We start from the raw sequence: 19,140 nt of genomic DNA on the forward strand, positions 1-19,140 counted from the left end.
TATATGAAAAAGTTCCATTTTGACCTGATAGTTTCTTCCATTGTACTGGTGGCAATGACTGTGGTAATCCTGATACAAATTGTGTTCCGTCTTATGGGCAGGCCTTTGTCGTGGACCGAGGAAGTGGCCCGGTGGATGCTTGTGTGGGCTACCTTTGCGGGCTCCAGCTATGCTTTTAAGAACGGCGGCCTGATTCGGGTGGACTTCTTTGTAAAAAAGCTGTTTAAGAAAAGAGGCAGAAGGATTACGGATATTGCCGCCATGGTGTTCATGACCGCATATTTTGTCCTGCTGGGGGTATCTGCGGCTACTTATATGCAGATGACAATTAATAAAGGCCAGACTTATCCGATTACAAAGGTACCTTATGCAATCACACTCATCTCCCTGATATACTGTGGCTTGTCCTGCTGCATTTTTGCAGTGAAAGAGGGGTGGAAGGCATACCGCTGTGAAGATACACAAGAGAAAGGAGGGAATGTGTAAATGTCCTCTTTGACCGTTACTATTATTTTGTTTTCCCTTCTTTTGCTTTTACTGTTCCTGAATGTTCCGCTGGTTGTCTCCATAGGTCTGCCTACAGCCCTTGTAATGCTTGGCAGCGGGATGAAGGTGGCAACACTGGCCCAGAGAACCTATGCGTCGGTTGATTCCTTTACCCTTATGGCTATCCCGTTCTTTATGCTGGCCGGAAAGCTGATGGAGGTTGGTGGAATGTCCAAACGGATTGTGCGTCTGGCCGATTGCCTGGTGGGATGGATGGCAGGAGGCCTGGCCCATGTAATTGTGGTGGCCTCTGCATTTTTTGGCGCGCTGTCCGGCTCTGCCGCTGCAACCACGGCAGCCATTGGCTCCACACTGATTCCCGAGATGAAAAAACGCGGTTATCCTGCAGATTTTGTGGCAGGCATCCAGGCGGTTGCCGGCGCTCTGGGAGTCATCATCCCGCCCAGCATTACCATGATTATGTACGGGGTCTGCTCGTCCACATCCATTGGCAAGCTGTTTATGGCCGGAATTGTTCCGGGAATTGTGCTGGCCCTTTTCCTGATGGTGACAATTGCGTACCAGGCCAAGAAGCGGAAAATCAGGCAGATGAATACATTTACCATGAAGGAATTGGGAGCGGCATTTTTAGATGCAATACCGGCGCTGCTGGTGCCAACCATTATTCTGGGCGGCATTTACGGAGGAATCTTCACCCCGACAGAAGCAGGTGCAGTGGCAGCTACCTACGGATTTTTAGCGGGCGCGTTCTGGTATAAGGAAATAAATCTGGAAAACATTGGAAGCATTATGGGAGGCGCCATTGTGAACACGGTTCTTGTCATGATAGTGGTAGGCGCATCCGGCGCATTCAGCTGGCTGCTTACCAGCTCCGGCGTATCCAGCCTTCTGGGGAAAGGCATCAGCTCCATTGCCAGCAATAAGTATATCTTCCTGCTGGTAGCAAATCTGATATTTATCTTTATTGGCATGTTCATAGAATCCGTGGCAGGTATTCTGATAGTTACTCCTATATTGCTGCCCATTGCCACTTCCCTGGGAGTGGACCCGGTTCACTTTGGGATTATCATGGTGGTAAATCTGGCGCTGGGGCTTACGACGCCGCCGGTAGGAGAAAACCAATATATTGCAGCAGCCATTGCAGAGGTTCCTTTTGAGGAGGAGGTCAAGGCGTCCATCCCGTTCCTGATTGCGGGTTTTGCGGCCCTTGCAGTCATTACATATGTGGAACCGCTTTCTCTCTGGCTTCCGGGTATCTTGGGAATGTAACTATGCAGCTGGTAATGTAACTGTGTGGCAACTGTTTAATGTATAACTAGAAGGAGGATTAAGGTTTGAAAAAACAATTGATTTCGATGGTTCTTATGGCTGCAATGACAGTATCCATGATGACGGGCTGCGGTTCGTCTGATGGAAAAAAGGCAGAGGAACCATCCTCTGGGAATCAACAAGCTGCAGAGGCAAAGACAGGGGATGAGGGAAAAGCTGCTGAAGGAGGTGCGGATTATTCGTATCACTGGAAACTGGCAACCACGGAGAGCAGTGATTACTACATGACCCAGCTCTCCCAGGAATTCCTGGATATTGTGGAGGAAAAGACAGGCGGCAAAGTGACCGGCGAAGTCTTTGCCTCAGGACAGCTGGGAGGCCTGGTGGATGCGCTGGAAGGCCTGGAAATGGGAAATATTGATATAGTCATGGATGGTGTAAGCTCCCTGAGCGCTGTAAACGATATATTTAACGTGTGGTGTCTTCCGTTCCTGTATGACAACAAGGAACATCAGTACAGGTTCTGGGACAACCATTTTGATGAGGTATCGGATATGGTGGCGGAGCAAAGCGGCTTCCGTCTGGTGTCTGTCATTGACGGCATGAACCGGGAACTGGCATGTACGGTTCCGGTTGAATCCCTGGAGGACCTGAAGGGACTGAAAATACGCGTACCGAATATTCCGGGCTACGTGAGAATCTGGGAATGTCTTGGCGCGGCGCCCATACCAATGTCACTGAGCGAGGTATACACATCCATTCAGACCGGGGTGGTGCAGGGGCAGGAAAATGATATTGCCCTGACGCTGAGCCTGAAGTTCTATGAAGTGGCGCCTTACTGTGTCATGACGGACCACGTTGCCTATGAAGGCTCCTTCTATTTTAATGAGGAAGAGTACCAGTCCTATCCGGATGAACTGAAACAAATCATCCAGGAGGCCGGAGAGGAAATCAAGTTAAAGAGCCGCAGCATGATAAAAGAACAGGAAGCGGAGTGCATGAAGCAGATTGAGGACATGGGTGTCACCATATGCCGCCCGGATCTGGAGGAGTTTAAGAAAGCAACAGCTGTCATGTACGATGAGTATGATATGTGCGCGCCCATCATTGAGCTGGTGGATAAGGCAAGGAACGAATAGGATACGTGTATATAGAGTCCGTGAGCTTACGGGCTCTATATTTAACAGAAACTCTTTGAACGGAGGGATAAATGATGGGGAGAGATTTTTACATTGGCTGTGTTGCGGATGATTTTACGGGAGCCGGTGATGTGGCGTCCTTTTTTGTAAAAGCAGGGCTGGTGACTGTCCTTTACAACGGAGTTCCGGAAGAGGGACAGACCGTGAGGGAGGGAACCCAGGCCGTGGTGATTGCATTGAAATCCAGGACCCAGGACAGGGGCAAGGCGGTTGCTGATTCCCTGCGGGCATTCCGGTGGCTGCTGCAGGAGGGAGCCAGGAAACTGTATTTCAAATACTGTTCCACCTTTGACTCCACCAAAGAGGGGAATATCGGGCCGGTGGCGGATGCCGTGATGGAGGAATTTAATTATCCCTATACAATTCTGTGTCCCGCGCTTCCGGTCAATGGAAGGACGGTACGGGGAGGAAAGCTTTATGTCAACGGTGTCCTTTTGGAGGAAAGCTCCATGCGCAGCCATCCCCTGACACCCATGGAGGAGTCGGAGATTAGCCGGCTCATTGAAATGCAGAGCCGCTATAAGGGAATCAGCATGGCAGGAAAGACCAGGGAACAGTGGAAGCGGGAGCAGGAGAATCTGTGCAGGCAGGAGGGCCATTGCTATCTTATACCGGATTATTATGAGGAGTCCCATGGAGAGGCGATTGCACGGGAGTTTGGCCATATTGCTTTTTACACCGGTGGTTCCGGGTTGGCAGAGCATGTGGGAAGGCTGATGGCGGAAACAGCTGCGGCGGACCGGAGAGAAGGCTTGGACGGGAGCGGGGATGTGCTCAGAGAGAAGGCAGCTGATGGAAAGGAGGAAACATGCAGCAGGCAGGAATCCTTACTGCTGGCGGGAAGCTGTTCCGAGGCAACATTGAGGCAGATTGACAGTTATAAGGAGAAGAATTATCCGTGCTACCGGATAGAGGCCGGGCGCGTCCTTGCAGGTGAGGAGACAGCAGAGCATATATGGGGCTTTGTGGAAATGCATCGGGGGGAGAATGTGCTGGTGTACAGCTCGGACCGTCCGGAGCAGGTGCGAAAGATTCAGGCAGAGGGCAGGGAAAGAGTTTCCTCTATGCTGGAACAGCTGGCAGCAGAGCTGGCAGCAAGGGCGGCTGCCAGCGGGTACCGCAGGATTATCGTGGCAGGAGGGGAGACCTCAGGCGCAGTCATCCAGCGTCTGGGATATCAGGGGTTCTGGATAGGACGCAGCATTGCCCCAGGGGTGCCGGTGATGATTCCGCTGGAGGATACCACTATGCGCCTGGTACTGAAATCAGGAAATTTTGGCCAGGATGATTTCTTTAGCCGGGCAGTAAATGAGTTGGAGGGATAATTATGGATATTAACACAGAACGTCAGTTGGAGGCAGCCGTGGAGATTGCCCATTCTTTGTTTGCCAGGGGCAGAGTGAGCGGTTCAACTGCAAACATCAGCGTCAGGTCAGGAGATTTTATCTATATTTCCGGCAGCGGCACCAGCTTTGGAACCCTGGAAAAGGAACAGTTTTCCACGCTTACGCTGGATGGGGCTTATGTGGAGGGGGTAAAGCCCAGCAAGGAGTATCCGCTTCACGCCATGATTTACCGGCACAGGCCGGAGATGACAGGGGTGGTACACACACATGGTTTTTACTCAGTCCTCTGGTCCTGCCTGGAACATGAAAAGGAGACAGATGTGATACCGTCCTACACGCCGTATCTTAAAATGAAGGTGGGGACCGTAGGGATGATTCCCTATGCAAAGCCGGGAAGCCAGGAGCTTTTCCGGTACATGGAAGAACGGATAATGGACAGTGACGCCTATCTTCTGAAACAGCACGGCCCTGTAGTGGCAGGCAAGACGGTTCTGGATGCCTTTTACGGATTGGAGGAACTGGAGGAAAGCGCAAAGACAGCCTGGTATCTGAGGGGAGAACATGTTCCGGAATGCTGATGGCTGGATTTCCTGATGGGGGACCGGGGGGAAGACAGTCGCCTGGGAGGGCGGGAACCATACGGATATTCCCGCCCAGGCGCGCCTGATTATGAAATACCTACTTCTTTCCGTAAAGGATTCCCAGCCCATTTAAAAGCCATGGGGCGCGGACATAGGCAGGAATGCAGGAAAGCTGTTCCGTGTGCGGTTCATAGTGAACTTCGCTAATCCCTTCCCTGCGCAGCTGTTCTGCAAATTCCTGCATATCTCCATAGATGGCATGCTGTTCAAAGAGGTCGTGGAACGCGAAAACACTGCCTTTTTTCACTACACGGAGCGCTTCACGGACAACCAGGCGTTTATCGGGCTGGGTTTTTACCTCATGGAAAACAAAGTTGCTGACAGCAGCATCAAAGTGCCCCGCTTCAAATGGAAGCCCGGAGGCATCGCCCTGCAGAAAGCAGATGGGTCCGGCCTGCTCCAGCCTGGCGTTTTCTTCGCATTGTTCCCTGGCGTAATTCCATTCCCTGCCCCAATAATCAATTCCCGTGAACGCGGCATCAGGCCATGTCTTTGCACACCGGATTGTCAGGGCTCCGGAGCCGCAGCCGATGTCCAGCAGCCTTCCTTTGCCGTTTCATGAAAGCTTTGAGAGCAGGTATTGGTGAATCTGTCCCATGACCCCTCCGCCTTCAAAGGAAAAGGCCCTTCTGCAGAGCTGCATATAGACGGTTATTCCGCCCATGAGAAGGAAGAGAAGGAAGGCGAACGCGGATATAATCCGGCTTTTCCAGATAAGGGCGGCTGCCAGGGTGAGGCCGGTGATACCCCACAAAACCTGCATCATTGTTTTGGGAATCCAGTTCCCATAGTTTGGTGTCTGATGTTTCATACTATTTCTTACCTCCTGCTTGGTTGTTTTATCCGGTCTGTACATAACAGCGGATATGTTTTGTTATGCAAAAGCCCGAAGGCGTCTGCCTCCGGGCTTTATAATACATCTTTTAAATTGTGAACCAGACTGTTGAAACCTCCGTCTGCATAGTGAGCCATTACATTATTTAAGATAAAGGCCTGTTCCATTGTCTCTGCTCCTTTCAGTATGTCCATGGCGGATGCAATGCGGATTTGCACCAGCATCCGGATTACGTCCGCCCGGGGCTGCCTGCCGATGGCAGCTGCAAAGGCATCATTAAAATATGAGACCATGGTGTCAAACAGCCGGCAGGGAAAATCTTCACGGCTGCTTCCCTGGGATTTTTCCATCAAAACCAGCATTTCCCTGCGGTGCTTCAGCAGGAAATCCATAGTCATAAGGTCGTTCCCACTGAAGCTGGAGGGATTTGACAGCTCTCTTTCACACAGCTGGCTGGTCAGGCCGTTAAGCATCTGAATGACAGGGTCAACAATGGCGCAGAAAAGGGCGTCTTTATTTTCAAAGAAAAAGTAAAATGCTCCTGTGGTGACGCCGCAGTCAGCACAAATCTGCCGCAGGTCAGCGTACCGGTAACCTTTTTGGTCAATCCCATTTGTGCTGCTGTTATGGATTATATTTCTCAAAGCCAATCCTCTATGAAACACAGGCCAGGGTGGGATTGTGTTCCTCTTCCAGTATCCCTATCAGCATGTCCACATCCCTTTGCTGGGTTGCCCAATCCGTGACGAACCGTACCAGGGTGTGGTTGTCATCGTATTTTTCCCATAAGGATATCTCTGCTTTCCGGGCCAGCCGGGCTGCTGCCTCATGTTCCATTATAATAAATATCTGATTCGTGGGGGAATCAAGGAACAGGCGGTATCCGCATTTTGTCAGGGCGTCCCTGATTTGGTCGGCTGCCTCTATAGCTGAAGCACCGATTTTCAGGTAAAGGTCATTTTCAAACAGGGTGTCAAACTGTATGCCCAGCATCCTTCCCTTGGCAAGGAGGGCGCCGTTCTGCTTAATGACAGTGAAGAAATGGGGTATCAGATTCGGCTGTGTTATCACAACCGCTTCTCCAAACAGGGCCCCGCATTTGGTTCCTCCGATGTAGAATACATCGCATAGCCTGGCAATATCCCTGAGCGTTAGTTCATTCCTGGGGCAGGAGAGCGCATAGGCCAGCCGTGCGCCGTCCATGAACAGCGGAAGGCCGTTCTTGCGGCATACACGGCTGATTTCCTGCAGTTCACTGAGCGAGTACAGCGTCCCGTATTCGGTTGGGTGAGAAATATAAACCATGCCGGGCATGACCATATGACCGCTGTTTGTATCCCTTCTGTAATCTGTAACCAGGCCCTCGATGTCCGCTGCCCTGAGTTTTCCGGACGTATGGGGCAGTGTAAGCACCTTATGGCCTCCCAGTTCAATTGCGCCGGCCTCATGGACACTGATATGCCCGGAACCAGCTGCAATTACGCCTTCATAGGAGTGCAGGATTCCGCGTATGACAGTGGCATTGGTCTGGGTGCCTCCGACGAGAAAATGTATTTCGGCCTCCGGGCAGCCGCATACCGCGCGGATTTTTTCACGGGCTGATTGGGAAAAAGGGTCGCTTCCATATCCCTGGGTCTTAAGCATGTTTGTCTCCATGAGACGTGTCAGAATAGCCGGGTGTGCGCCTTCCATATAATCGGAAGCAAAAGATGGTCTGCTGTGCATACAAAGTTCCATTTCGTTATCCTCTTTTCTCAGCTCCGGTGTGTAAAGGCAGCGGTTCTTTGCAGGGAACCGTTTCGTCCGGGAAGAAATCCTTATGGGGAGGTATTTCTTTTACACACCGAAGGCAGTATGTTCTGTTGTGTTTGACATGTCATTAGCACTATTGTACAATGTTTTTATGTATGACACAAAACCTGATTTATCATATTAATCATGATAAACTGTCATGGATGGAGAAAAATATGGATGTTACGAAATGCGAAGCCTTTCTTGCGGCTATTGACCATGGAAGCCTGACTGCTGCAGGTGTTTTCCTGGGATATACACAGTCCGGAATCACCAGGATGGTGAACGCCCTGGAGGAGGAAGTGGGTTTTCCTCTTTTTATACGTACAAAAAAGGGGGTGTCTCCCACGGAAAACGGAAAGGCCATGATTCCGGCCTTCCGGGAGATTGTCCGCGCCCATAACCATGCCCTGGAGATTGGGGCTGATATCCGCGGGATTTTAAGCGGCGCCCTGACCATTGGGAGCTATTACAGTGTTTCGGCCATGTGGCTGCCTCCCATACTGAAGCGGTTCCGGCAGCTGTATCCCAATGTCAGGATTAACATGAAGGAGGGCGGCAACCGCGAGATGACCCGCTGGCTCAATGAGATGTCCGTGGACTGCTGCTTTTTCGCGGAGCCTTCCGCCGGGACAATCTGCGACTGGATTCCCATCCGCCAGGATGAGCTGCTGGCCTGGCTGCCGAAGAATCATCCCAGGGCAGGGGATGGTTCATTTCCGCTGTGCGGGCTGGAAAATGAACCATTTATCATAACCATGCCAAATCAGGACACGGAAATAGACCGCCTTCTTCGGGCCAGGCACCTGACGCCGGACATCCGTTTCTCCACAGCAGATGCATATACAACCTACTGTATGGTGGAGGCCGGGCTGGGCATGAGCCTGAATAACAGACTCATCACCCTCAGCTGGTCCGGGGATGTGGTTACCCTGCCCTTTGACCCGCCGCAGTTTGTCTCCCTTGGAATCGGAGTGCCGTCATTAAAGGAGGCATCCCCTGCCATGAAGAAATTCATTGAATGCGTGAAGGATATGATGGGGGAACTGCCGTAGGAACTATAGGTATTAGGGTCCGATGATGATTTTACGCCGTCCCTTATCCCCCCCATTCCTTGATTTCGCGTTAAGATTTTGTTATAATATGTCTGTATACAAGGTATAAAGCGCTTTCATGCGTGCTGATGGACCGCTTTAAGGGTCGAAAGGAGATAATGTTCTCCATGTTGGATATTCTGTACCGCCCCAAGAAAAACAAGTCCTATAAGAACATAGACGGTAAGGTGAGATTCACGCGTTCCCTTCGGTTTAAGCTAATTGCAATAAATGTAATATGCACCTTGATACCAACTATCATTATAACTCTTTTCTGCATTTCATATTTTAAGCAGCAGACGCAGATTGAAGCAGATGTATTGGTAAGCAATACTCTGAAATCTGTATCTCAGAATATTTATTCTTATATCTCCGAACTAGAAAGATTGATGACAACAGTTGGATATGATAAAAAGGTACTAAACACATTAGAAGAAAATAATCTGGATGATGTCAGAGCCTTTTCCGGTGGAAACGACTGTTTTAAGTCCCATGATATCGAAAACTATTTAAAAACTTCAGGAAAAAATCTGCTGAGTATTATTGTGCAAAACCAGGATGGGGGGCTGCAGTACTTTAATAAAAATGTAAATGTAGACCTGGACCTCAGCCGTATATACCCATCTTCCCCCTATGATGATTTGGTTTCCCAAATCGCGTTTTCCAAGGAACCGTTTACCTTCATTGGTGCTCATGAACCGGATTATTTTACTTACTCTGCTAATAAGCAGGTGTTTTCGGTTGTCCAGTCCATGAAGCATCCGTATAAGGCCGGCAGTAAGATATTTATCATGGCAGATACGGATATTGCTTTTTTTCAGGATTTGTTTACTGATTTGAAGTTTAACGGTCCTTCCATGTCGTTGGTTTTAGATGAAGGCGGTGAAGTTGTCTATTCAGACAGTCCTGTTTCCAGTGAAATACAGGGACTGATTCAGCAGGGTGAACGTGTAATCAGCGTGGAAGGAACAACCTACAGGGTCTTTTTACAGGCCATTATTCCTTCGGGTTGGAAAGTGGTTATTTTGCTCAGTGACAGCACGCTCAGGGAGAAGATACGGTGGATTTGTACCATTAATACCATGGTGGCTGTTCTTGTGATTATAATTACATCATTAATGTTTACGACGCTGTCTAATAGCATAACGAATTCGTTTCGGGAAATGACTCATGTTATGCGGCACGTTAAAAATGGCAATTTAAATATTAGCTGCACCGTGTATGGAGAAGATGAATTATCTGAACTGAAACGTTCCCTGAACAATATGATTCAGAAGTTGAATAATTATATTGATAAAGAATATAAACTTTTATTGAGCCAGCGCAATGCAGAATATCGCGCATTGCAGTCCCAGATTCAGCCGCACTTTTTATATAACGTTCTGAACGGATTTTTATGGCTCAATCGAGAGGGACAGCGGGATGTTCTGGAAAACTCAATTATAAATCTGTCAGGACTTATGAGATATACTTTGGGAAATGATACCATGGTTACCATTGAACAGGAGTTCAACTTTTTGCATAATTACTGTGAGCTTCAAAAACTCCGCTTTGAGGAAAGAATGAATTTTAGTATTTTTTGTGCTGACACTGTATCAGACTTTAAAATTCCCAAATTAATGCTTCAGCCATTAGTTGAAAACTCGGTGATACATGCTGTGGAACCATCAGACAGAACGTGCAGTATCATAATTAATGCCTGTATGGTCAAAGGAGAAGAGGATTCTTATGTACATATCACTATTGCTGATGATGGAGAAGGATTTGATATAAGTCAAGTAAACCAGGGGAACAGTGTTGGTATTTCAAATGTAAGGGAAAGATTAAAGCTGGCATATGCCCGCAGTTCATTTGATATAGACAGCAGGCCGAAGTCAGGTACTTGCATCAGTATTAAAGTATTTATGGACGATATTCATACACTTGATTAAAAAGGGATATATAATTATGAATATTTTGATAGCAGATGATGAAAAGAAAGTAAGATTGACCCTCATAAGTATGCTTCAGGAAATGAATATGTACTTTGAAAAAATTATGGAGGCAGAAAATGGAGAAAAATTAATTAAGGCATTAGACGATTTTAAACCGGATATTGCTTTTGTTGACATTAAAATGCCTAAGCTTAACGGATTGGAGGCAATCAGGAGAGCGAAAGAGATATCTCCAAGCACGAAGTGGATTATATTGTCAGGTTTTCAGGAATTTGATTTCGCTCAGCAGGCCATTGAATTTGGTGTATCAAGATATCTGTTGAAACCCATAAACTGTAAGATTCTTGCGGAAACAATGAATGCTCTGGTAAATGAAAGTCATTTGTTATACATTGATTTGAATAAGAGATTTGAAAGAGACATTATTGCATTATATAATAACTTTGATGTGGCTAAAGATACATCATTGGAGAAAATCATTACATCATCGGTATTTGAAGCAGGGGTAATTTATTTTGATGGAAGGATTCATACGGAAGCATTCATGAATCATAGAAGGTTATTTTGTCATGAGATGAAACAGAATGCCATGGATGAATTATCATCCAATATTCAAATTGCTATGTTTAATATTTCCGATTATAAATTTGCTGTTGTGTGCGCCTGCAAAAAAGATGGCAGGCAGGACTGCGGCCGGGTGGTACATGAATATCTAAGAAAATCGGCTCATTTGGCCCGCAGTATGTCAACTGATGGTTTTTCTGCCACTATTTTTTGGGATAATGACATTTCTTCTTATATGGAAATTAACAATAAAATCAGACAATTAGATGAACTGGGCCCGCTGAGAGTGGTACTTGGAACCGGTTGTAAGCACCATGCTGAGAAGATAGCTGGTCTAAAGGAAGTAAATGATTATTCAGAAATAGGGAGACTGGTTTTAGATGTATGCAGATGTATGCGCGAGAATAAACTTCTTGATTATAACCAAAGTTTAGCGAATTTTGGATTCATACTAACCAGACATAGCCAGCTGCTGAATCAGGCGGTTAAAGACAATATTTTGCAGTTTCTGAATTGTTCTATAAATACAGAATTGACAAACTTTGGCACAGTGGCGAATATGGCGGATGGTTTGAGGAGATACGGGAAGAAAGTACTGCTGGAACGGAGACAGATTAATACCAGTTATATTGAACAGGTGATTGCTTTTACAAAGGACAATTATATGCGCGATATAGGTTTGAATATTATAGCTGACAGTTTAGGAATCACACCTAATTATCTCGGTTCCCTGTTTTATAAGCAGACTAAAACGAAATATGTTGATTTTCTGACAGAAATAAGACTTTTAAAGGCTAAGGAACTGCTTGCTGAAACAAATCTTTCTGTAAATAAAATTTCTGAGATGGTAGGTTATCACAGTGTCAGATATTTTTCCAGGCTGTTTTATAAATCTGAAAATCAATATCCTTCTGATTACCGAAAGATGTCTGACCACAACTGACAGCGGACTCCTTCGAAGAAGATAATGGCTCCTGCCGGAATCTATTCATAATAGGTTCCGGCAGAAGTTTTTGTATGACCATCAATAAGAAGTATTGAAATAAGCCCTTTGATTGGTGATTTATAGCACTAATCAGTCTCATTTTCAAATGTTATTGTTAATATAACCATTTAGTTGAGGAATGGAGGTGTAAAGTTTCATGTTGGATTTGGCTGTTAAAAATGCAAAGGTTGTAACAGAGGATGGCATGTTTTTTGGCGGCATAGGAGTGGGGGGCGGAAAGATAACCATGATGGGAACCAATGCCCAGCTTCCAGCGGCCAGGTCAGTGATTGATGCAGACGGTCAATATTTGCTGCCCGGCTGTATTGACTCTCATGTCCACATAAGATATCCGGGGATTTCCCATAGGGAGGATTTTGCAAGCGGTTCATTAGCTGCCGCGGGAAGCGGCACTACAGTATTGATTGAAATGCCCTTGTCTTCTCCTCCGACTTATTCTGTAGATGAACTTATGGTACGGGTTGGTGCAGCTGAAAGCCAATCAATCATAGATTTTGGTTTTTTGGGAGCTGCGGGTAATAAACTCCAGAATATAATGCCGCTTGCAAAAGCGGGTGTACTGGGCTTTAAAACATTCTTGCAAACGCCTCCTGCAGGCCGTGAACATGAATTTATCGGCCTGACAATGGAAAATGAGTATCAGCTCTATAAAGGGTTTGCAGAAGTTGCAAAAACAGGGCTTCCTCTGGGAGCACATACCGAATCGATTGGATTGGTTACGGGAATAATAAGTGAGTTCAAGGCGGAAGGCAAAATTTCGGCAGAGTATCATGCTAAATCAAGGCCCCCCATAGCCGAAGTTGAGATGGTAGAAAAATTAATACGGTATGCGAGGGAATTCAATGTGCCACTGTACCTTACACATCTGACTACCTCTGAGTCTATCAGGATTGCCAATCAAGCACGAAGGATGGGACAAAGGCTGATTATTGAGACCTGCCCGCATTATCTCTATTTTACGGAAGAAGACATTGCACGGTATGGAACCTACGCTGTATGCAATCCGCCGATGCGGTCAAAAATGGAGTCCGAAGCCCTGTGGACGCACCTGAATAACGGTGATATAGACATTATTTCCAGCGACCATGCCCCATATACAGCGGAGGAAAAGAAGAAAGGTTTGGATAATATCTTTATGTCCCCTCCCGGATTGCCGGGATTGGAAATGCGGGTACCGCTTATCATGAAAGCAGTCAAAGAAAAGCGGCTTACGCTCCAAACAGCAGTGAAGCTTCTGAGTACAAACGCTGCCAAGTCTTTTGGGCTGTATCCAAAAAAGGGGGCAATTAAAATAGGGTCTGATGCTGATTTGGTACTGATGGATTTAGATACTCCTTATAAGATGGACCATAATCAGATGAGGTCAAAGTGTAAAGAATCAGGCGTCATATATGATGGTATTGAACTCTACGGCAAGGTCTTGAAAACCGTAGTGAGAGGTACGGTGGTTTATGACCAGGAAGGACAGGCGGCGGACGCCGGATATGGTGAATGGCTTAGGCCGGGTAAGGCGGAAGAATAAATTAATTTTAAAAGGAAAGGGGTAATTTCATGAAAAAAGCGATAGCATTAATGTCAGCAGCCCTTGTTATCTGCGGCATTGTCCTCACTGGCTGCGGACAGAAGAAACAACAGGACCAGGCAGGACAACAAAATGGGACGCAGCAGCAGAGTAAGATGGAGCAGAAGGGGGAAGCGGAACAGGCTGTGCCTTCAGGTTCCGCTGATAAGAACGAAAAGATTATTATCAAGGCAGCAGATACACAGCCTCTTGACCATCCTATGCATTTGGGGTTTTTGAAATTTAAAGAAATCGTTGAATCCAAAACCGATGAAATCCAAGTTGAAGTTTATGGAAATTCAGTTCTGGGCTCCGACAGTGAAGTGACGGAGGGAGTGCAGATGGGTACCATTCAGATAGGAACGTGCGGGACCTCCAATTTAGCCGAGTTTACGGATGCTTTTCTGGTTTTTGATTTGCCATATATTTTCCCAACTGTAGAGGATGCGGAAAAGGTGCTGGACGGGGAAATCGGCCAGGATATGCTGAAGAAGCTGGAGGATAAAGGGCTGATGGGACTGGCATATACTGAACTTGGTTATAGGAATGTATTTAATTCCATTAAGCCCATTGAGAAGTTGGATGACATGAAAGGCCTGAAGCTCAGGTCCACATCCAGTCCGATTCATATTGCCATTCTTGAAGCTCTGGGAGCGAATCCTACTCCCCTCAGCTTTGGTGAGGTATATACTGCATTGCAGCAGGGGGCCCTGGATGGTGTTGACCAGGATTTGAACCTGGCATGGGCCAGCAGATTTCAGGAAGTGCAGAAGTACCTGACACTGACACAATCCAGCTATTTTCCTCATGTTTTTCTTATCAATAAAGACTTCTTTGAGGGGTTGTCTCTTGAAAATCAAAAAATCATCACAGATGCTGCAAAAGAGATGGCTAAATATGAGCGTGAGCTTGTAAGGGAAAATGAGAAGACCATGATTGAAAAGATGAAATCCGATGGGATTCAAATTATCGAATTAAGTGATGATGAAAAGGCACGCTGGGTTGAGGCAGTTCAGCCAGTCTATAAACAGTTTGAGGAACAGATAGGTGCTGATGTGATTAAGCAGGTACAGGATGCAATAGCGCAATAGACATGAAAGGGGAATGGACCATGTCCAAGTACAAATTTATAAGTGTCAAAACGGCAGAAAAAATACATGCAGCGGCCATGTCTGTTCTCCTTGCCGCCATGGTGGTAACCATTTTTTATCAGGTTGTCAGCAGATACATTTTTAATTTCTCGCTGGTATGGGCGGAGGAGCTTGCAAGAGGATGCTTTATCTGGATGGTATTTATGGGACTGAGCTACGTTGAACGGAATGATGAACCTATAAAAATCACAATCTTAAGGGATTTGATGCCTTGCAGAGTTCAAAGCCTGATGAATCAGATATCCATGATTTTATCATTGGTATTCTGTCTCATATGTACATTTTATGGTTTTGAAAGGGTGGCTTTTTTGGCTGAGAGCAAACAGATTGCTCCGGGTCTGCAGATAAATATGGTCTGGTTTTATCTTGCAATACCTGTTGGATTTTTACTTACAAGCATAGCCTATATAATAAAAATCATCGTGCAGATTAATAGTCTGAAAACAGAAGGAATTCCTGACAGGAAGGGGGAGAGCTAGAATATGGCGACCGGAGTATTGTTCATATCATTGGCGGTATTTCTATTATTATCTGTTCCCATTGGCTATTCTCTGGGACTGTCAGTAGTCTGTACCATGATATTTACAGGCGATTTTCCCATGACATTCTTGGTACAAAAGATGTTTGGAGCCCTTAATTCATTTACACTGCTGGCGGTCCCGTTTTTTGTTCTGGCTGGAGAACTGATGCAGCGGGGACTCATTGCCAAAAAGCTTTTGAATCTGTCAAAAAGTCTGATTGGCCATCTGCCGGGTGGACTGGCATTGATTTCCATCATTACGTCCCTGTTCTACGGAGCTTTGAGCGGCGCAGCTGCAGCTACTGTTTCAGCTGTAGGGGGCCTTATGATTCCTGCTATGAAGGATGATGGGTACGACGCTCCGTTTGCAACAGCAGTCTGTACATCTGCCGGCTGTCTGGGAGTAATGATTCCGCCAAGTGTTTCTTTTATTATGTATGGAATAGCGACAAATACATCAGTTGGGGATTTGTTTATTGCTGGTATAGGTGCAGGTTTTGTGTTTGCCGGAGGTTTGATTATTGTAAGTCTGATTATATCCATGAAGAGGGGATATCGGGGGGTGGAAAAACGCGCATCTATCAAAGATGTGGGCATGGCAGTCTGGGATGCTAAATGGTCTCTTATGGTTCCCGTAATTGTTCTGGGCGGAATTTACGGAGGATTTGTCACCCCAACAGAGGCCTCAGTTATTGCTGTGGTATGGACTCTGGTGGTAGAGTGTTTTATACATAGGGAACTTAACATTACCGGTATCGTTGAATCACTTCAGCAGACAGTGCTTACATCTGCCAGGATTTTTATTGTCATAGCTACCGCCATAGCCCTGGGACAGATTATAACTCTTCAAAATGTACCTGACAGGCTGGTATCATTTATAAGTGGGATATCCTCAAGTCCTGTTATCATTATGTTGATTATTAACGTAATTATGCTGATACTGGGCTGCTTTATGGACGGCCTGGCGGCAATCACCATCATGGCTCCGCTTCTGCTTCCTTTGGCAACGTATTGTGGTATTTCCGCAATCCAATTTGGCGTTATTATGGTTGTGAATACTTCCATTGGATTCCTTACTCCTCCGGTTGGAGTCAGCCTATACATCGGGTCACAGATTGGCAAAGTATCGGTTGAAAAGGTTGCCAGGGCGCTTGTTCCCTTTTATATTGTCTGTATCATATCATTAATGTTTATTACATTTGTTCCTGCTATAAGCCTGTTTCTGCTCAATTGATTTTCTCTCTGATTTGAAGCAGGAGAAAAGGTCCGGTTCCCGCGGCCCGGCCGCCGCTACCGCATATCCGCCGCTACACCACATCCGCCTCCTTCCCCGCATACCGTATGAATGAGGCGAAGAGATAGAGCAGGTCATAGGAATCCATCAGGTTGCGGCCGCAGATTTCCTGGATGCGGCGGATGCGGTAGGGGATGCTGTTGCGGTGGATGTGGAGCTTTTCGCAGATTTTCTGGATATCTCCGTTTAGCCGTATGTAGGTTATGGCTGTCTCTGCCAGCTGGGCGTTTTTGCCCTTTGCCACAAGGAGGGAAAAGGATTCCTCCAGTCCCGGAATATCGGTTTTGGACAGTGCAATGGCCAGCTTCATCTTCTCAAAGCTGTGGAGGTGCTCATCCGGAAATAATATTTTTCCCAGCCTGAGGCTTTCTAAGGCTGCCTGGTAGGCCGTGTGGAGATGAACGCTGCCGGAACACATACCGGTATGGCAGTTATGTCCGGCGGCAACCACACGGTTGAATTTCTTTTTGAAATGCTCGTTCTCTTTCAGGATAATCAGGTTCTGGTCCTGGGAGAGGGGGAGCAGGATATCACGGTCATCTAAAAGATTCTGAATGATGGAGGTGGAGGCAAAAAGGTCGTTTGGTTGGCGCTCCATCAGGATAATGGTCTGTTCCCCCATAATATTAATACCCAGATGTTCCCCGCGTTTTATGAAGTTTTCCGTATAATCGGACTGCAGGTGGAGCCACTCATAAAGAAACTGGTCCCGTTCCTGGGTCCGGTTTTGTTTTTTCTTGGAGAGGATAAGTTCCTCATAAAGCAGTTCAATGGTCTTGCTCAGCAGTTCAGCCATCTGGGAACTGGAGAAACCTGCGCCCTGGATGACCACGGCGCCCAGCCTGCTTTTCTGGAAACAGATTGGCATGGCTGCGCCGGCCTTCTGAATCCTGCTGTCCATGGACGCGGTGGCCTTGGAGTTGATGTTAAGGGCTTCGATGGCAAGCAGATTCATCTCCCCCATGCAGGAAGAATCAGTGGACACAATGACGCGTCCGCTTACATCGCAGATGCTGATGGAAGCGGAAAAGCGTTCGTGCAGTTTTTCTACAATTTCATACATGATTTTGTTGTCAATCACGGGAACCCTCCTTACAGGCTGCAGGGGTGACGCTGCTGCCTGATACCTTTTTCATATATTATAATAAATCCGGAAAAATACGCAATATATCTGCAAAAGATTGTGCATTTGAACAAAAAACAGAAAGAAACTTACATGGTTTAAACAATAGTTTTTCACTAGCCTAAATGATAAAATGGTATCACTTGTTTAAGTGACTTGCAGAAAAAAAGACGGAAGGAGGGAGAAACGTAGACAGGACCGTTTCGCGATTCATTCGTTATGCGGAGTGCGCAAGCGAATCCCATAATGAGAAAGCATTTTGTGAATATATGGAGCAGGAGCTTGACGGAATGGGGATTCCGTTTGAGCGTCAGGAGCTGGGCAATGAGGTGGTGACTGACGGCTGGAATATCCTGGCCAGGGTTCCGGGCAGGTCCGGCAAAAAGCCCTTTTTGTTTGTGTTCCACCTGGATACGGCCGCCCCCAGCAATCATGTGGAGGTCCGCATTGAAGACGGCTGCGTCAGGAGCATAGGAAACAGCGTCCTGGGGGCTGACGGCAAGCTGGCCATTGCAGTGGTTATGGAGGCTGTAGGGCGTCTTATGCAGGAGGGGGAACTAAACCGTCCGATTGAGCTTTTGTTTACCGTATGCCAGGAGCTGGGACTCCATGGGGCAAAGTATGCGGATTATTCCAGGATTGAGAGTGAGGAGGCAATTGTCATTGACCACTACGTGACAGGGGAGGTATTGATGCGCACTCCCGCCAGACTCTATCTGAATGTGGAACTGATTGGGCGGGCCGCCCATGTAATCCGTAATGAGGAGCCGGGAATCAATGCCCTTCTGACTGCTGTGGAGATTATTCACCAGATACCTGTGGGGAGAATCAGTGATAACCTGAGCATCAATGTATTTGACCTGGTATCCCTCTCGCCGTCCAATGCAGTGCCCAAGTACGCGCGGTTTGACGTGGAAATCCGCTGTTTTGGCAATGACATCAAGAAGAAAATCAGGAATGAGATTCGTCAGAAGACGGAAGAGACAGCAGAGCGCATGGGATGTAAATGCAATATCCGGGAAGAGGAGGATGTTCCGGAAACAGATTTCAGTGAAAATAAGGATATGCTGGAACGGTTGGATTCCATCTACAGGAAGTCCGGGCTTTCCATGACACCGGCCAGGTCCTTTGGCGTTCTGGACGCCACCTGCACCAACCAGCTGGGAATCAGGACCGTGCCCATAGGCTTTAATATCTATCATTCACACAGTGCGAGAGAGTATGTTGTAATTGAGGACGTAAAGAAAATGTTGGAACTGGTGGAGAATATCATTCGCTATTTTTAAATTCCGCCAGGGGAAGGGG

The 19,140-nt window shown here is 46.9% G+C and carries 19 protein-coding genes; 14 read left to right on the top strand and 5 right to left on the bottom strand.

The features are described from left to right. The first annotated feature begins 3 nt into the window (after nucleotides 1-3). The 5 genes from FGS84_RS13825 (at nucleotide 4) to FGS84_RS13845 (ending at nucleotide 4,899) form a co-directional block, all read left to right on the top strand. Entirely contained in the window at nucleotides 4-486 is a 483-nt protein-coding gene (locus FGS84_RS13825) for a TRAP transporter small permease (protein WP_138309134.1), read from the top strand. After that, nucleotides 487-1,776 (top strand): TRAP transporter large permease, encoded by a 1,290-nt coding sequence (locus FGS84_RS13830; RefSeq protein WP_138309135.1) that lies wholly within the window; start codon nucleotides 487-489, stop codon nucleotides 1,774-1,776. Nucleotides 1,777-1,841: 65 nt separating this feature from the next. After that, nucleotides 1,842-2,915: a TRAP transporter substrate-binding protein gene (gene dctP, locus FGS84_RS13835; RefSeq protein WP_138309136.1), complete on the top strand. Its 1,074-nt coding sequence runs from the start codon at nucleotides 1,842-1,844 to the stop codon at nucleotides 2,913-2,915. Nucleotides 2,916-2,986: 71 nt separating this feature from the next. Then, on the top strand, nucleotides 2,987-4,300 hold the full coding sequence (gene otnK, locus FGS84_RS13840; RefSeq protein ID WP_347563835.1) for a 3-oxo-tetronate kinase: 1,314 nt from the start codon (nucleotides 2,987-2,989) through the stop codon (nucleotides 4,298-4,300). A gap of 2 nt (nucleotides 4,301-4,302) precedes the next feature. Then, nucleotides 4,303-4,899 (top strand): class II aldolase/adducin family protein, encoded by a 597-nt coding sequence (locus FGS84_RS13845; protein ID WP_138309137.1) that lies wholly within the window; start codon nucleotides 4,303-4,305, stop codon nucleotides 4,897-4,899. A gap of 100 nt (nucleotides 4,900-4,999) precedes the next feature. Here FGS84_RS13845 and FGS84_RS31515 read toward each other — a convergent pair whose 3' ends face one another. Beyond that, nucleotides 5,000-5,146 (bottom strand): hypothetical protein, encoded by a 147-nt coding sequence (locus FGS84_RS31515; protein ID WP_243129972.1) that lies wholly within the window; start codon nucleotides 5,144-5,146, stop codon nucleotides 5,000-5,002. A 15-nt stretch (nucleotides 5,147-5,161) separates the two neighbouring features. Between FGS84_RS31515 and FGS84_RS31520 the strand changes: the two genes are divergently transcribed. Next, nucleotides 5,162-5,524, top strand: coding sequence for a hypothetical protein (locus FGS84_RS31520; RefSeq protein ID WP_243129973.1), 363 nt, complete (start codon nucleotides 5,162-5,164; stop codon nucleotides 5,522-5,524). On the opposite strand, the gene FGS84_RS31210 is transcribed toward FGS84_RS31520, so the two are convergent. The 3 genes from FGS84_RS31210 to FGS84_RS13860 form a co-directional block, all read right to left on the bottom strand. Further along, nucleotides 5,519-5,773, bottom strand: a complete 255-nt coding sequence (locus tag FGS84_RS31210; protein WP_207671122.1) for a hypothetical protein — start codon at nucleotides 5,771-5,773, stop codon at nucleotides 5,519-5,521. The two genes, FGS84_RS31520 and FGS84_RS31210, sit on opposite strands and share 6 nt — an antisense overlap. Nucleotides 5,774-5,871: 98 nt before the next feature. Continuing rightward, nucleotides 5,872-6,441 carry a TetR/AcrR family transcriptional regulator gene (locus FGS84_RS13855; protein ID WP_171042631.1) on the bottom strand — a complete coding sequence of 190 codons (570 nt, stop codon included), beginning with the start codon at nucleotides 6,439-6,441 and terminating at the stop codon, nucleotides 5,872-5,874. A 10-nt stretch (nucleotides 6,442-6,451) separates the two neighbouring features. Then, a complete protein-coding gene (locus FGS84_RS13860; RefSeq protein ID WP_347563837.1) occupies nucleotides 6,452-7,522 on the bottom strand; it encodes an aminotransferase class I/II-fold pyridoxal phosphate-dependent enzyme in 1,071 nt (356 codons plus the stop codon). Between the two features lie 242 nt (nucleotides 7,523-7,764). Here FGS84_RS13860 and FGS84_RS13865 point away from each other — a divergent pair, with 242 nt between their 5' ends. The 7 genes from FGS84_RS13865 to FGS84_RS13895 all read left to right on the top strand — a co-directional run bounded on the left by FGS84_RS13865 (nucleotide 7,765) and on the right by FGS84_RS13895 (nucleotide 16,652). Further along, nucleotides 7,765-8,643, top strand: a complete 879-nt coding sequence (locus FGS84_RS13865) for a LysR family transcriptional regulator (RefSeq protein WP_138309140.1) — start codon at nucleotides 7,765-7,767, stop codon at nucleotides 8,641-8,643. 428 nt (nucleotides 8,644-9,071) lie between these two features. After that, entirely contained in the window at nucleotides 9,072-10,613 is a 1,542-nt protein-coding gene (locus tag FGS84_RS13870) for a sensor histidine kinase (RefSeq protein WP_243129983.1), read from the top strand. Nucleotides 10,614-10,629: 16 nt separating this feature from the next. Then, nucleotides 10,630-12,123, top strand: coding sequence for a response regulator (locus tag FGS84_RS13875; protein WP_138309142.1), 1,494 nt, complete (start codon nucleotides 10,630-10,632; stop codon nucleotides 12,121-12,123). A 208-nt stretch (nucleotides 12,124-12,331) separates the two neighbouring features. After that, nucleotides 12,332-13,708 (top strand): allantoinase AllB, encoded by a 1,377-nt coding sequence (allB, locus tag FGS84_RS13880; protein WP_171042633.1) that lies wholly within the window; start codon nucleotides 12,332-12,334, stop codon nucleotides 13,706-13,708. Between the two features lie 29 nt (nucleotides 13,709-13,737). Next, nucleotides 13,738-14,838, top strand: coding sequence for a TRAP transporter substrate-binding protein (locus FGS84_RS13885; protein ID WP_138309144.1), 1,101 nt, complete (start codon nucleotides 13,738-13,740; stop codon nucleotides 14,836-14,838). 98 nt (nucleotides 14,839-14,936) lie between these two features. Further along, complete coding sequence (locus FGS84_RS13890) at nucleotides 14,937-15,377, top strand: TRAP transporter small permease (protein WP_243129984.1); 441 nt, start codon at nucleotides 14,937-14,939, stop codon at nucleotides 15,375-15,377. A gap of 3 nt (nucleotides 15,378-15,380) precedes the next feature. Next, a complete protein-coding gene (locus tag FGS84_RS13895) occupies nucleotides 15,381-16,652 on the top strand; it encodes a TRAP transporter large permease (protein WP_138309146.1) in 1,272 nt (423 codons plus the stop codon). A 73-nt stretch (nucleotides 16,653-16,725) separates the two neighbouring features. Here the strand turns inward: FGS84_RS13895 and FGS84_RS13900 are convergent, their stop codons facing one another. Further along, on the bottom strand, nucleotides 16,726-17,793 hold the full coding sequence (locus tag FGS84_RS13900; protein WP_138309147.1) for a sugar diacid recognition domain-containing protein: 1,068 nt from the start codon (nucleotides 17,791-17,793) through the stop codon (nucleotides 16,726-16,728). A gap of 311 nt (nucleotides 17,794-18,104) precedes the next feature. On the opposite strand from FGS84_RS13900, the gene FGS84_RS13905 reads away from it, so the two are divergent. After that, nucleotides 18,105-19,121 (top strand): M20/M25/M40 family metallo-hydrolase, encoded by a 1,017-nt coding sequence (locus FGS84_RS13905; protein ID WP_243129974.1) that lies wholly within the window; start codon nucleotides 18,105-18,107, stop codon nucleotides 19,119-19,121. The last annotated feature ends 19 nt before the right edge of the window (nucleotides 19,122-19,140 follow it).

It is taken from the genome of Clostridium sp. 1001271st1 H5 (genome assembly GCF_005845215.1).
Lineage (GTDB): Bacteria > Bacillota > Clostridia > Lachnospirales > Lachnospiraceae > Enterocloster.

Coding starts and splice junctions, on each gene's coding strand:
- FGS84_RS13825 (WP_138309134.1), top strand. CDS start 4: ATGAAAAAGTTCCATTTTGACCTGATAGTTTCTTCCATTGTACTGGTG.
- FGS84_RS13830 (WP_138309135.1), top strand. CDS start 487: ATGTCCTCTTTGACCGTTACTATTATTTTGTTTTCCCTTCTTTTGCTT.
- otnK (WP_347563835.1), top strand. CDS start 2,987: ATGATGGGGAGAGATTTTTACATTGGCTGTGTTGCGGATGATTTTACG.
- FGS84_RS13845 (WP_138309137.1), top strand. CDS start 4,303: ATGGATATTAACACAGAACGTCAGTTGGAGGCAGCCGTGGAGATTGCC.
- FGS84_RS31515 (WP_243129972.1), bottom strand. CDS start 5,146: ATGCAGGAATTTGCAGAACAGCTGCGCAGGGAAGGGATTAGCGAAGTT.
- FGS84_RS31520 (WP_243129973.1), top strand. CDS start 5,162: ATGCTGTTCAAAGAGGTCGTGGAACGCGAAAACACTGCCTTTTTTCAC.
- FGS84_RS31210 (WP_207671122.1), bottom strand. CDS start 5,773: ATGAAACATCAGACACCAAACTATGGGAACTGGATTCCCAAAACAATG.
- FGS84_RS13860 (WP_347563837.1), bottom strand. CDS start 7,522: ATGCACAGCAGACCATCTTTTGCTTCCGATTATATGGAAGGCGCACAC.
- FGS84_RS13865 (WP_138309140.1), top strand. CDS start 7,765: ATGGATGTTACGAAATGCGAAGCCTTTCTTGCGGCTATTGACCATGGA.
- FGS84_RS13870 (WP_243129983.1), top strand. CDS start 9,072: ATGACAACAGTTGGATATGATAAAAAGGTACTAAACACATTAGAAGAA.
- FGS84_RS13875 (WP_138309142.1), top strand. CDS start 10,630: ATGAATATTTTGATAGCAGATGATGAAAAGAAAGTAAGATTGACCCTC.
- FGS84_RS13885 (WP_138309144.1), top strand. CDS start 13,738: ATGAAAAAAGCGATAGCATTAATGTCAGCAGCCCTTGTTATCTGCGGC.
- FGS84_RS13890 (WP_243129984.1), top strand. CDS start 14,937: ATGGTGGTAACCATTTTTTATCAGGTTGTCAGCAGATACATTTTTAAT.
- FGS84_RS13895 (WP_138309146.1), top strand. CDS start 15,381: ATGGCGACCGGAGTATTGTTCATATCATTGGCGGTATTTCTATTATTA.
- FGS84_RS13905 (WP_243129974.1), top strand. CDS start 18,105: ATGGAGCAGGAGCTTGACGGAATGGGGATTCCGTTTGAGCGTCAGGAG.